Source organism: Bacillus sp. PPSBB_2 (genome assembly GCF_045291115.1).
In the GTDB taxonomy this organism is placed as follows: domain Bacteria; phylum Bacillota; class Bacilli; order Bacillales; family Bacillaceae_G; genus Bacillus_A; species Bacillus_A cereus.
In genome coordinates this window covers 406,783-421,553 of sequence record NZ_CP147983.1, presented here as the reverse complement: position 1 = coordinate 421,553, position 14,771 = coordinate 406,783, and the positions used below count along the sequence as shown (strand labels likewise).

The window sequence follows — 14,771 nt, the reverse complement described above, 5'->3', positions numbered from 1 at the left end:
TTGGGCAGTCTACTTCTCGATGTAGCACTTAAAATACTACATGTCCTTTTCTACAAACTTCGCTTTACTTCTTCAGCTAATTTTCTCGTACTTTCATACGTAGATTCAGCTAAACTAATTGCTGAAATAACTGAAACACCGTCCGCACCCGCTTCTATAACTGCCGCTGTATTTTCAATTGTAATCCCACCAATACCAACGATTGGCACTGTAATTCCTTGTTCTCTAAAATAAGCTAATCCTTTCGTTCCTTGAACCGCTTTCGTATCTTTTTTCGTACTCGTTGGGAAAATAGGTCCAACGCCTAAATAATCTGCTCCGTTTTCGATTGCAAAGCGTGCTTCTTCAATTGTATGAGCAGATACACCGATAATTTTATCTCCCATTTTTTCACGAACCGATGTAATTCCTTCATCATCTTGCCCTACATGAACACCATCTGCATCTAATTCAATGGCTAATTCTACATCATCATTTACAATGAAAGGAACACTATATTCCTTACAAAGCGTCTGCAATTCTTTTGCAAAGCGCACTCTATCTCCTCCGATTAAAGAACCTTCCCCCTTCTCGCGAAACTGAAAAAGTGTCACTCCACCATCTAATGCTTCTTTCAATACAGCTAAAGGATCCCTCGTGCAGTTATTACTTCCCATAATAAAATACACTTGTAATAACTTAGACATCTTCTTTGTTTCAATGCGCATCATGTGTTTCATCCCCCTTACTCTAACTCCTCAATCTTTCCATACTTCTCAATATCACCAGCAGTAGTATTCGCTAACTGATTTAAAAATTCAATTTGGAAACTACCAGGTCCCTTTTCCACGGTCTTAGCAGCTGCCAGTTCCGAAGCTACACCATAAAACGTTAATGCTGCTACTGCTGCTTTTACATAATCTTTTTCCACTGCTACAAATGCTCCTATTACAGACGTTAGTAAACAACCTGTTCCTGTAACTTTCGTTAAAATAGGGTGACCGTTTCGAATAACAATAGTTCTCTCTCCATCTGTAACAACATCTTCTTTTCCAGTAATAACCGCAACTGTATTTAATTCGTCTGCTGCCTGCCTTGCAATACTTACAACATTGCCATTTCCAGTACCAGCGTCTACCCCTTTAATTTCCCATTTCTCATTAATAACGTTTGCTATTTCAGCCGCATTGCCGCGGATAATTGCTAAATCTATTTCGGCTGGAATATGTCTCGCAACTTCTGTTCGATACGAAGTTGCTCCTGCACCAACTGGATCAAATAGTACTGGCACATTGTTCACATTTGCTGATTTACCAGCAAGTAACATCGCTTCTACTTCCTCAGGACGAAGTGTTCCCATATTTAATACTAACGCTCCAGCAATGCTAGCCATTTCTGCTACTTCTTCTTTTGCATACGCCATTACAGGCGATGCCCCAAGTGCCAACAAACCGTTAGCAGTAAAATTTGTTACAACAACATTTGTAATATTATGAACGAGCGGATTAGATTCTCTCACCAAATCCACTACTTTACTAATTTCTTTCATATTCATCCTTTTCATCTCCTAACTATAATGATGGGAGATACACAAAAAGACACTTTGCGCGTACGCAAAGTGCCTGAATATGTGCTTTTACACTCTCCCTACGCTGGCATTATCCAACAGGTTCAAATGGTCAATGACGGACTAGTAGCCATACTCTCAGTTTGTATCCACAAACTCCCATGTGTTTCTTATTCATCTACTTCAAAGTCTACTCTTATTCTAGTAAAATAACAAGTTCTTTACTTTTTCTATTTAATATAGAGGCAACTGATAAAGTGAAACTTTAATCAGTTGGGATTTTGTTAACTCCATTAAAAACAGCTGAAATATGGAGCGAAACTGAATCTCAAGAAGATGTATGCTATATTTAACTTATGGAAATTTGAAAGGATGTTTTTAATATGTCAAAAAGCGTTGTAATCGCTGAAAAACCTTCCGTTGCACGAGATATTGCTCGTGTACTGAAGTGTGATAAAAAAGGAAACGGCTATCTTGAGGGTAGTAAATATATTGTAACTTGGGCTTTAGGCCATCTCGTTACATTAGCAGACCCAGAAAGCTATGATGTGAAATATAAAAAGTGGAATTTAGAAGATTTACCGATGCTACCGGAGCGTTTGAAATTAACGGTTATTAAACAAACTGGGAAACAATTCAATGCTGTGAAAAGCCAGCTACTTAGAAAGGATGTAAATGAAATTATTGTAGCGACAGATGCTGGACGTGAAGGAGAATTGGTCGCTCGCTGGATTATTGATAAGGTTCGCATTAATAAACCGATCAAACGTCTATGGATTTCTTCTGTAACCGATAAAGCAATTAAAGATGGTTTTGCAAATTTAAAACCAGGTAAAGCCTATGACAATTTATACGCTTCAGCAGTTGCGCGTTCAGAAGCTGACTGGTATATCGGTCTTAATGCAACTCGTGCTTTAACGACTCGCTTTAATGCCCAGTTAAATTGCGGCCGTGTACAAACCCCTACTGTTGCTATGATTGCTAGTCGTGAGGATGAAATAAAGAACTTCAAAGCACAAACTTACTACGGCATCGAAGCTCAAACAATGGAGAAGCTCAAACTTACTTGGCAAGATGCAAATGGCAATAGCCGTAGTTTTAATAAAGAAAAAATCGATGGTATTGTAAAAAGTTTAGATAAACAAAATGCTACTGTTGTGGAAATTGATAAGAAACAGAAGAAGTCATTCTCTCCTGGTCTTTACGATTTAACTGAATTGCAACGTGATGCGAATAAAAAGTTCGGTTACTCTGCGAAAGAAACATTAAATATTATGCAAAAATTGTATGAACAGCATAAAGTGCTAACGTACCCTCGTACAGATTCACGCTACATTTCATCTGATATCGTTGGAACACTTCCAGAACGTCTAAAAGCATGTGGTGTTGGAGAATACCGTCCCTTCGCACATAAAGTATTACAAAAGCCTATCAAACCTAACAAATCATTTGTTGATGATAGTAAAGTAAGCGATCATCATGCGATTATTCCAACAGAAGGATACGTGAACTTCTCAGCATTCACAGATAAAGAACGCAAAATTTATGATTTAGTTGTAAAACGTTTCTTAGCTGTGTTATTCCCGGCATTCGAATATGAGCAACTAACGTTACGCACAAAGGTTGGCAATGAAACGTTCATTGCGCGCGGAAAAACAATTCTACATGCCGGTTGGAAAGAAGTATATGAAAATCGCTTTGAAGATGATGATGTAACTGATGACGTAAAAGAGCAACTTCTACCTCACATTGAGAAAGGCGATACATTAGCTGTAAAGTTAATTATGCAAACATCAGGTCAAACAAAAGCACCTGCACGATTTAACGAAGCGACTTTACTTTCAGCAATGGAAAATCCTACAAAATATATGGATACGCAAAATAAACAACTTGCTGATACGTTAAAATCGACTGGTGGATTAGGTACTGTAGCGACACGTGCAGACATTATCGACAAGCTATTCAATTCATTCTTAATTGAAAAACGTGGTAAAGATATTCACATTACTTCAAAAGGTCGCCAGTTACTTGATTTAGTACCAGAAGAATTAAAATCTCCTACACTAACTGGTGAATGGGAACAAAAACTTGAGGCTATCGCAAAAGGTAAATTGAAAAAAGAAGTATTCATTTCTGAAATGAAGAACTATACGAAAGAAATCGTTTCTGAAATTAAATCGAGTGATAAAAAATATAAACATGACAACATTTCAACGAAGTCTTGTCCAGATTGCGGTAAACCAATGCTAGAAGTAAACGGCAAAAAGGGAAAAATGCTCGTATGCCAAGATCGTGAATGTGGTCATCGTAAAAATGTATCTCGTACAACAAACGCTCGCTGTCCGCAATGTAAGAAGAAACTAGAATTACGTGGTGAGGGTGCAGGCCAAATTTTCGCATGTAAATGTGGCTATCGTGAGAAATTATCAACATTCCAAGAACGACGTAAAAAAGAATCTGGAAACAAAGCCGATAAACGCGACGTTCAAAAATATATGAAACAACAGAAAAAAGAAGAAGAACCATTAAATAACCCATTCGCAGAAGCATTAAAAAAATTAAAATTTGATTAAACAAAAAGGTTCCTACCTCTATCGGTAGGAACCTTTTATTTTAGTGAATGATTTTACTTCCTTTTGCATTCTCAACAAATTTTTCACTTGATTTGTTAATTGGTGTTTTCAGTAATAACGCAGCAACAATCATAACTACTACGAAAGCACTTAACACAAGTAAATCTCGCGTTACGATATCCCAAAGCATTCCGCCAACTGTTTCACGAATTGCGCTAATTGCGTATGTGAATGGTAAGAACGGATAAATCGCTTGGAAGAACGCTGGTGTCATTTGGATTGGGAATGTTCCGCCCGATCCTGCTACTTGCAGTACAAGTAAAATAATCGCCATCGATTTCCCAACGTTTCCGAAAATAGAAACGAGTGAGTATACGATACAAACGAAGACTCCACCAATAAATAAACTAAATAATACAAACCAGAACTTATCGACTACGTACGTACCGAGTAAGAATATATCTCCCATTGATACGATAAACGCTTGTGAAAGACCTATCGTTAAGAATGTTAATAAACGTCCGAAGTAAATTTCATGGCTCTTATAATTCGCGCCTTCTTCGTGTACTTCTACTGTTAATAATGAAACCATTAATAATGCGCCTACCCATAATGCAAGCACTGTATAGAATGGTGACATTGCTGAACCGTAGTTCGGCATCGCAAATAATTTATTTTCTTTTAAATTTACTGGATTCGCAAAGTAATCACTTTGCTTCTCAACATCGTTTTTCAATAAGCGTATGATGTCTTTTAAATCCTCTTCAGATTCAAAATCACGAATTTTATCTGCCAATTCTTTAATCTTTTTCTCAGTCTCCGGCATTTCAGCTTTAATGTCTGTTAATTTCTTTCTACCGTCTACTAAGCCTTTTGATGAATCTTCTAGTAACTTTTTAACATCCGGAAGCTTTTTGTCTGCTTCTTTTAAAATTTGAGATGTATTTTTAGACATACGTTTCGTACGTTCAATTGCTGTGTTAAAGTTTGGAACGATTTCTGAATCATATGTTGCTAAGAAATCTCCTAATTGAGCTGAAGCATTTTGACTTGCTTCATTAATACTTTCTACAACTTCTTTTGTAGGCTTCTGTCCATTGTTAATTAGTGTAGTTGCCTTATTCGTTGCATCTATACCTTTTTGAACAGAATTTTGTATTTTGTTCAATTTTGCAATTCCGCCATTAAGGTTTTTTCCGCTATTTACATCTGCTAATACTTTATTTGTGCTTTCTAAAACCGGAATCGCATCACCAATTAGATTATTAGTAGCTTGTAATTGACCATTTAAATCGTTTAAAGATACTTTTGCCCACTCTAAATCAGTTACACCTTTATTTGATATGTTTGCTTTAGCATCTTCAACACCATTTTTGAACTTATCATATTCATTTTTCACACTATCATATGCTGCATTTGCATCAACTTTAGCTTGATCGACTGTGCTAACTGCTTTTTTATAATCTGCTACAAACGTTTCATTATAATCTTTTTCAGCTTGATCAATTAATCCATTTGCTGCATCTAACTTTTGATTCGCTACATCTGTTACATCTTTCTTTACTTCTTGTCCTGTACCGATAACATTTACAATATCTTTAATACCCTTGTTTGCATTTTCCATACCGCTTTTTAGCTTAGTTAAGCGATCCACTCGCCCTTGGAAAAAGCTTTGACCAAAATCAGTCGTCGCTGACTTTTGAAGTTCAGTAAATACATTAATAAGATATGCAATACTATCTGTACGACCTTGAAGATTTTCAGAAACCGCATTAAGATCTTGTTTTGCCTTTTCTGGATCAAATTGACCATTTTGCAATCCGTTTACAACACTTTTACCATATGTTGTTCCTGCACGTGCCGAGTTTAAAACATTATTCACTGTTTGATTAATATTTCTTGCAATATTTTTATAACCTTCATCGTTCAACTTTGAAAGATCCGGACGCGCTGGAAACTCAGGCAATCCTTTCATACCAGAAAAATCTATTCCCGGATGCATTAAAAAATCCGTAAAAGCATTAGCTTTATCCATTACATTTTTAGCCGCTGTTAAATGATTTCGTATCGTCGCAGGTGCATTTTGCAATGTTTGATCATTGTTTGCAAAGAACTTATCTAAATTCCCTAACGCTTCTTGCCCATCATTAATAACACTCTCTACAACCGGCAACTCTTTCTGCGCTACTTTCACAACATCTTCTGCTCGAGTTGCATCATCTAACGCCTTATCCATAAGTGTATTCATTTCTGGGAACTGCGCTTCTAACTTAAATACAAGATCTTTTACTTTTTCGATACTTGGTAAGTTTGTTTCTAAATCGATTCCAAGATCATTGAAAATTTTAAAAATCTCACCGTTTGCTGTTTTAACAAAGTTTTTACTAATTTCTTCTGTAATACCTGATGCACCTTTTGCTGTAATCTTCGGTGCAATCGCGTTTACTTTTTCATTCACATAGTAATCCAGTTCTGGTTTTTTAGGATTTTCATCCAGAACAGTTGCAATTTTTTCAGAGAAGTCCTTTGGAATCGTAATACTTGCATAATAATCCCCACGCTCAACTCCGTAAATTGCTTGTTTTTCATCTACAAATTTCCAGCCAAGATTTTTGTTTTTCTTAAGGGAGTCTACAATCTCTTTCCCGATATTAATATCTTTCCCTCTTAAATTAGAACCTGCATCTTGGTTAGAAACTGCAATGGGAACCTCTTTTGTATTTCCATACGGATCCCAAGAAGCTTTAATGTTAAACCATGCATATAACGATGGTAAAATCATTAATCCTAAAACAATAACAATTGCAGCCCAATGTTTGGCTACATTCCGTAAATCTGTCTTATAAATACGCCAAATCTGTTTCATAGAAGTTATCACCTAATTATATATTTTTCCTTCTTTAGAAAATGATACATACATTTTGCAATTATATCACTTTCTACATCGTGTATTAACCAAAAACGCACTATTTTTTCCCATTAACTTTCACTTACTTCATTATATAACGAAGTGAGTCAAAGTATGAATACAAAATGACCAAATCGGTTTTACATTCAATAATAACAAATATATATGAAATGTCATAAAAAATACAAGTATTTTCTCTTGGAAATACTTGTATTCCTAAAAAAATCCTCACAGCTTTTATTCTCTGTGAGGATTTCTTCTATTATATATCCAATTGAACCTCTACACCGAAATGATCTGAAATTACATTTCTGTTTGTACCATTAAAAATAACTTTTGAAGAATGAACTTTTTTACTTTGGTTACACAATATTAGATCGATTCGCAAATTATGTTTATTTTCATCCCAACCAGCAATCTCACCTTGGACAGTCGTTCCTTCATCCTTCTCTATTGCTAATTCATATGTGTCATACAACCCTTTTTGCATCATATACTCATAACCTTCGCCTTTCAATCGAGCATTGTTATTAAAATCTCCCATTAAGAAGACGAGCTTATTGCTATCTACACGCTCCATCAAGCGATCGACTTGACCTTTGAATGACTCTTCTTCATCATTCCACCAACCGAGATGACAAGAGTAAAACGTTATATCCTTACCATTATAAGCAATTGTTGTACTTACAATTTTACGCGTTTTCCAATACGTCGTATCCTCGTTTTCTGAAATGAAGAACGTATCTTCTTTTATAATATTATGCTTCGTTATAATCGCTAATCCTTCTTCGTACACGTCATAACCAATATGAGAGAAATCCCAAGTAATATTGTAATCTTTTACATGTAGCGCTTTTAACTCTTCTAATAGTAAAAGTCCAAAATTATCTTTTTTCTTGTTACCGCATACATTTTCAGCTTGTATGGACTGACTTACTTCTTGCAATGCGATGACATCGTACTCTTCTTCTTGAATTACTTTAGCAAGGTATTGTATCTTTTCTATTTGATTCTCTTCTTGCCAAGAATGACAGTTTAAAGTTAGCAATTTCATATTATTACGCACCTAACATATCTTGAATGTCTGACTTTAATACGTCAGCTTTCGGACCATATACCGCTTGTACACCTTTATCTTTTACAATAAGTCCTAAAGCACCATTTTGTTTCCACTGTGCTTCTGGTGCAACAACATCTAAATCTTTTACTGTTACACGTAAGCGCGTCATACAAGCATCTACGTCAGCAATATTTTCTTTTCCACCTAATAAATCGATAACTTTTGTTGCTAATGAACCGTCTTGTACATTTCCTGTTCCTTCTGATGCCTCATCTTCATTATCAATATAGTTACCTGCACGCCCTGGTGTTGGTAAATTGAATTTTTTAATTAAGAAATTAAATAGTGTAAAGTTAAGACCGAAGAACACTAATGAAACAATAACAAAGTTGATTAAGTCTCTTGTTAAACCTGCGTTAACCATCATTGGCGTACGTGTAATTAACTCAATAAATCCAAATGCATGAACACGTAAGTTAATTAAATCAGCTAACGCGAATGCAAGTCCTGTTGTAATAGCATATACAACATATAATACTGGAGCAATAAACATGAACATGAATTCAATTGGTTCTGTTACACCTGTTAAGAATACTGCTAATGCTGCTGATAAAAACATTGGTTTATATTTTGCACGCTTTTCTTTATCAACGTTACGGAACATCGCAAATGCAATCCCCATTAACGCTGCTGTTGAGCCGATAACTTGTCCAGCTTTGAAACGAGCTGGTACAACGTTATTTAATAAATCGTTATATGCCTTCGTATCTCCATTTGCTAATAAATTATTTAAATCTGTAATCCATGCAAGCCATAATGGATCTTGTCCTGCTACAACTTGTCCAACTTTTGAACCAGTTAGCATCGTATATGTTCCGCCTAGCTCTGTATAGTTCATCGGAATCGTTAACATATGGTGTAAACCAAATGGTAATAATAAACGCTCTAACGTTCCATATACAAACGGTGCAACAACTGGTGCACTATCTTTTGAAGCTGCAATCCAGCGACCAAATTCATTTAACCCACTTTGGATGAATGGCCATAGAAGTGATAATACAATCGCAGTAACTGTAGACCAAAGAATTACAACGAATGGTACAAATCGTTTTCCATTAAAGAATGCTAATGCCTGTGGCAGTTTATTATAGTTATAATATTTGTTATATAAAGTAGCTCCTAAGAAACCTGTGATGATCCCTACGAACACTCCCATGTTTAATGCAGGTGCACCAAGTACAGAAGTAAAGTAATCTTTTACAATTAAATCTCCCGCTATTACTGAAGAAACTTTCGCTTTTGAATCCGCTAACATTTCAGCGTTTACCCCAAATATAGCTCCTGTAATTCGGTTTGTTAAGACGAATGCTAATAGCGCTGCAAATGCACCACCCGCGCGATCTTTCGCCCAAGATCCCCCAATTGCTACTGCGAATAAGATGTGTAGATTTGTAATGATTGCCCAACCGATGTCTTCCATTACGCGAGCGATTGTATGAACTGCGTTAACATCCCCAGCAGACATACCAATTAACTTACCGATGGAAATCATTAAACCAGCTGCTGGCATTACGGCTACAACAACTAATAACGCTTTCCCGAACTTTTGCCAAAAATCAAAAGACGTAATTTTCATCTGTTCTTCCTCCCCTTTATTTATAAAAACATAATGATTTAAATTATAATTTCTGTTCCCTTTATGAAAACGATTCCTTATGTTACTTTATTTTTATCTTTACGCAACCGTTTTCATAAATCTATTTTAATAAAAGCGTTTTCACTTTGCAATAGAAATTTATTTTTTTTCATAAAAAAAGATGCTCAAAGAGCATCCTTTTTTATTATGAAATGCGATAAACCCTTGTTTCATAAGGCTTTAAAGCAATTGTTGTTACTTCTTCATGTTCCGCAACTTCATAGTTATTTAAAAGCAAACGTTTGCGTTCTAGTGCAAATGAACCCTCATTATACACAGCTTCCTCTTTTGAGATATTACTAATTACAATGACTTTTTCATCCTGTAACGTACGTGTATATGCATAAATTTGTGGATCGTCTTCTAAAAGTAAATCATACGTACCATAGTTCAGTACATCGTGCTCTTTTTTCAGGGCAATCATTTTCTTATAGAAATTGAAAATAGACTTTTCTTCATTTTTTTGCTTTTCAACATTAATTTCTTTGTAATTTGGATTCATGCTAAACCAAGGTGTACTTGTCGTGAAACCAGCATTCATCTCATCATTCCACTGCATAGGTGTACGTGAATTATCGCGGCAAGAAGCCCATATAATCTCCATCATATCTTGATGTGGTACGCCCTCTGCAATTTTCTCGCGATATAAATTTTTAATTGCTACATCATCGTAATCTTCAATATTTGGTAACTGAACATTTGTCATACCAATTTCTTGGCCTTGATAAATAAAAGGTGTACCGTGCATAAAGAAATACATCGCCCCTAGAGCTGTTGCACTTTCACGCCAATATTGTTTATCATCTCCCCATGTTGAAACGATACGTGGTTTATCGTGATTCTCAATATATAAAGCGTTCCATCCTTTATTTTCTAATCCTTTTTGCCATTTCGTTAATACTTTTTTCAATCCTACAACATCAAGGTCTTTCTTCTTCTCTGCATCCCATAAACTTAAATGTTCAAATTGGAATACCATATTGAACTTACCTTGCTCTTCTCCAACCCAAAGCTCAGCATCTTCAATCTTAACACCATTTGCTTCACCAACAGTCATAATATCGTACTTAGAGAATGTATTTTCTTTTAGCTCTTCTAATAAAGGTTGAATACCTTTCACATTCATATGTTTATCAAAAGATGGCACATATTTTAACCCTTTTGGATTTGGCATATCCTTGAGGCCTTCTTCTTTTTTAATATGACTGATCGCATCAACGCGGAAACCATCAATACCTTTATCAAGCCACCAATTAACCGTATCGTATAGTACTTCGCGAACTTCTTTATTCTCCCAGTTTAAATCTGGTTGTTTACGTGAGAATAAATGTAAATAATATTGTTCTGTTTCTTCATCATATTCCCATGCCGAACCATTAAAAATACTTTCCCAGTTGTTTGGCTCCGCACCATCTTTACCATCATGCCAAATATACCAATCACGCTTCGGATTATCTTTAGATGAACGTGATTCAATAAACCATGGATGTTCATCACTCGTATGATTAATAACTAAATCAATAATAAGCTTCATATCACGCTTATGAACTTCATCTAGTAAAGCATCAAAGTCTGCCATTGTACCAAACTCATCCATAATATCTTGATAATCACTAATATCATAACCATTATCATCATTAGGCGACTTATACATTGGACAAATCCAAATTACATCTATACCTAAATCTTTTAAATAATCCAGTTTTGCAATAATACCTTGTAAATCTCCAATACCATCACCATTTGAATCCATAAAGCTTCGTGGATAAATTTGATAAGCAACCGCTTCTTTCCACCATGTCTTATTCATAGTCATTCTCTCCTTTTGCATCCCATCGGAAATTTTATGCAAACGTTTTCGTAACACTATCATAACAAAATATGAACAGTTTGCAACTGTTTTCATTGAACTCTATGTAGATTCTTTATTCTTATGCTTTATTTATTTCTCACAAAGGTAAATCTCATTCTTCACCTCTCCTTGTCCACGCGTATTACAGACATTTTTCATATATTAATAAAAAACTCTGATTATTTTAGAAAGGAGTAATAAATTGAAGCAAACAAAACTAACAGGTCGTATCGTTGTTCCCACAGATCCTGACTACGACGTAGCCCGAATGAATTTAAATTTAAGTATTCCAAAACTCCCTTGTATTATTGTTTTTTGTCAAAATAACAAGGATGTCTGTAACGCCTTAAAATGGGCACGTGAACGTCATATACCATTTCGGTTAAGAAGTGGACGTCATAGCTATGAAAATTTTTCTCTTTTAAATAGAGGACTTATTATTGATGTGAGTGAAATGCATCGCATTACTGTTAATACAGAGAAATTAACAGCAACAATTGAGGCTGGTGCAAATCTTGGCACTGTTTATAAAGAACTTTGGAATTACGGTGTTACAATTCCTGCTGGTACAAGTGCAAGCGTTGGAATTGTTGGATTAGCACTTGGTGGTGGTATTGGTATGCTTTCGCGCTTATATGGATTAACATGTGATCAATTAATGGCAGTGGAAATGGTACAAGCATGTGGAAAATTTGGTGCAAAACTCATTCGTGCAAATGAACAAGAGAACTCTAACCTTTTTTGGGCATGCCGTGGTGGCGGTGGTGGAAACTTCGGAATTGTCACTTCCTTAACTTTTCGAGTCCACCCGATAAAAAATGTATCAATTTTCTCAATTACATGGGAATGGGAAGACTTTATTGCTGCATTTCAAGCGTGGCAAAACTGGGCACCTTATATAGATGAACGTCTCACTTCATCGATCGAATTATTCGCCAAGCAACGAAATAAAATTGAAGCACAAGGTGAGTTTGTCGGTTCTCCCTCTGAACTCCATTCCCTATTATCACCTCTTCTTGAAACTGGTAGCCCCTCTCTCTTTATAGAAGAAGTTCCTTATATAAAGGCTGTTGAATTTTTTAATGGCGGTAACATCCCTGAAAATTTCAAGCGCTCTGGTTCCTATGTCTATAAACCTATTCCCCTTAAAGGCATTCAAATCATGCAATCCTTTCTTTCTCATACCCCAAATAAAGATGCTAGTATTTGGCATCAATCGCTCATAGGTGCTGTTGAAAATATTTCGCCGAATGAAACGGCTTATTTTCATCGTAAAGCAATTATTGCTCAAGAATACATTACCTCTTGGAAATGCGATGATGAAGAAAATCGAAATATACGCTGGGTTAAAGGTTTACGAGAAAGCTTAGATCCTTATACACTAGGTGACTATGTGAACTGGCCCGATATCGACATTAAAAATTGGCAAACTAGTTATTATGGCTCTAATTTTCAAAGATTGCGTAAAGTAAAAACCATGTATGATCCTTGTGATGTTTTTCATTTCCACCAAAGTATTCCTCCTTTTCATACGTGAAAAAAGGGGATAACATAAAAAAATCATCCAATATACCGTTACCTCGCAGTATGTTGGATGATTCAAGTTGATTTTCTATATCGTTTCAAATCCTTGCTCCTACTAATAAACTTTTACTTACAGATTAATTGTATTTCGTATCATTTTCATGCAATGAATGTAATTTAATATTTGGTACTTTATCTTTTTCAATACCTCTATTATAAGAAACAGGAACTTGAAATTCGAATTGCTTTGTCTCATGTTTTTGTAAATAGACTGGTTTCGATACTGGATAGCTTTTTGAATTCTCGTTTGCATTATCATATAAAACAACTTTTAATGCTTGTGAATGATTACGATAATTTTTTAAAGTAACAATGCACTTCGGTTGGATATTCTCTCCATTTTTCTCCATTCTACACTGGCTATCTTCTTTTTTATATTCTATTGCTTCTACCCCTGTTTTTCCTGCGTAATACCATGTTTTATTCAATGTCTGGAGGATTGTATTTAAAATAAACGGCATCATTAAAATCAAAATACTAGTACCTACTACTTTTATCTTATTCATTTTTCTAAATGTACTAGACTCCTTTTTTCCTAGCCATTTTAAAAATAATGAGGGTGTTGCAAAACTAAAATAAATATGCAATGTTATGAATCAGAAAAACTAGCTGAACATGCAATAGATAGCGATTTTGACCATACCAACGTGGCTGTTCCAGCCCTTTATCTTTGAGATGACTAAACTGTTGTTCAATTTTTCCACGCTCTTTCATCAACTGTTTGCCAAAGGTAGTTTGTAGAAAATGAGACACTACACGACGATGTGTACTTTTGATTGGTCCGCTATTACGCGGGTTAATTGGATTGATCGCAAAGATATCACATGCTCCGGCAATTTCATGAATGTGCTGACTATCATAAGCGGCATCTGCAACGGAAAATAACACATTTTGGTTTTGTATATCCCGAAGCAATGCAGGAGCTATTTTACTATCATGTACATTTGCGGTTGTAAATGCATACGACAATATAACACCTTCTGGTGTAGAACAGACATGAGTTTTATATCCCTTATACCAACCATAGCGAGTAGATTTTCCCCATTTCGCTTGAGAATCATATAAACTACTCCGTAAGGCTGTACTATCAATTAAAACGCACGGAATTAACCCTAAATTCTTTTCTTGAAGAATTTGTTTATGAAGCAACGGAATTTCTTCGTTGCGAAACCAAGTGCCTACACGTGAAAAAGTAGATATATGAGGAACAAGCGAAAGGCCACAAGATACACGAAATGAAGGATATTGATGTAAAAAACGAGTTAACTTACGTAATGAATTGATCTGGAATACCGTTTTTATAAAAAAACATTTGAGTAAAGCTTTTCTACAGATGGGTGGGCGGCCTGTCATAGGCGGAACGCCTCCAATGGTTAAACTGTCTACGTAGGCAAATAAAATTTGTAAAATGGATTGATTTTGATCAAAATTGGTTATCATACTAGTAAATCCGTCCTTTCTGGAGATAGTTTTAGGATACTATCATTCTTCCAGGAAAACGGGTTTCTTTATGCATTCATTTTTGGATATTTATGAGTTTTGCAACACCCTC

Annotated in this window: 9 protein-coding genes, 1 pseudogene and 1 riboswitch; of the genes and pseudogenes, 2 read left to right on the top strand and 8 right to left on the bottom strand. The window is 35.5% G+C overall.

The window, feature by feature from the left end; translation table 11 throughout:
* Positions 1–50: 50 nt before the first annotated feature.
* Together thiE and thiM are read right to left on the bottom strand one after the other, a co-directional pair.
* Positions 51–710: a thiamine phosphate synthase gene (gene thiE, locus V6946_RS02070; RefSeq protein ID WP_006916691.1), complete on the bottom strand. Its 660-nt coding sequence runs from the start codon at positions 708–710 to the stop codon at positions 51–53.
* 14 nt (positions 711–724) lie between these two features.
* Positions 725–1,534, bottom strand: a complete 810-nt coding sequence (gene thiM / locus V6946_RS02065) for a hydroxyethylthiazole kinase (RefSeq protein ID WP_001056105.1) — start codon at positions 1,532–1,534, stop codon at positions 725–727.
* A gap of 72 nt (positions 1,535–1,606) precedes the next feature.
* Positions 1,607–1,719: riboswitch (TPP riboswitch) on the bottom strand.
* A gap of 210 nt (positions 1,720–1,929) precedes the next feature.
* Between thiM and topB the strand changes: the two genes are divergently transcribed.
* Positions 1,930–4,119 (top strand): DNA topoisomerase III, encoded by a 2,190-nt coding sequence (gene topB / locus V6946_RS02060; RefSeq protein ID WP_149149305.1) that lies wholly within the window; start codon positions 1,930–1,932, stop codon positions 4,117–4,119.
* 40 nt (positions 4,120–4,159) lie between these two features.
* Here the strand turns inward: topB and V6946_RS02055 are convergent, their stop codons facing one another.
* The 4 genes from V6946_RS02055 to V6946_RS02040 all read right to left on the bottom strand — a co-directional run bounded on the left by V6946_RS02055 (position 4,160) and on the right by V6946_RS02040 (position 11,593).
* Positions 4,160–6,985: a YhgE/Pip domain-containing protein gene (locus V6946_RS02055; RefSeq protein WP_006916696.1), complete on the bottom strand. Its 2,826-nt coding sequence runs from the start codon at positions 6,983–6,985 to the stop codon at positions 4,160–4,162.
* A gap of 304 nt (positions 6,986–7,289) precedes the next feature.
* A complete protein-coding gene (locus V6946_RS02050; protein ID WP_006916699.1) occupies positions 7,290–8,081 on the bottom strand; it encodes an endonuclease/exonuclease/phosphatase family protein in 792 nt (263 codons plus the stop codon).
* Positions 8,082–8,085: 4 nt separating this feature from the next.
* Positions 8,086–9,723, bottom strand: coding sequence for a PTS transporter subunit IIBC (locus V6946_RS02045; protein WP_000705560.1), 1,638 nt, complete (start codon positions 9,721–9,723; stop codon positions 8,086–8,088).
* Positions 9,724–9,928: 205 nt separating this feature from the next.
* Entirely contained in the window at positions 9,929–11,593 is a 1,665-nt protein-coding gene (locus V6946_RS02040) for an alpha-glucosidase (protein ID WP_001044710.1), read from the bottom strand.
* A 244-nt stretch (positions 11,594–11,837) separates the two neighbouring features.
* On the opposite strand from V6946_RS02040, the gene V6946_RS02035 reads away from it, so the two are divergent.
* On the top strand, positions 11,838–13,172 hold the full coding sequence (locus V6946_RS02035; protein WP_006916704.1) for an FAD-binding oxidoreductase: 1,335 nt from the start codon (positions 11,838–11,840) through the stop codon (positions 13,170–13,172).
* Positions 13,173–13,296: 124 nt separating this feature from the next.
* On the opposite strand, the pseudogene V6946_RS02030 reads toward V6946_RS02035, so the two are convergent.
* Positions 13,297–13,773, bottom strand: a pseudogene (locus tag V6946_RS02030) (ABC transporter permease); the annotation flags it as partial.
* Between the two features lie 16 nt (positions 13,774–13,789).
* Positions 13,790–14,659 (bottom strand): ISNCY family transposase, encoded by an 870-nt coding sequence (locus V6946_RS02025; RefSeq protein WP_023520903.1) that lies wholly within the window; start codon positions 14,657–14,659, stop codon positions 13,790–13,792.
* Positions 14,660–14,771: the final 112 nt, after the last annotated feature.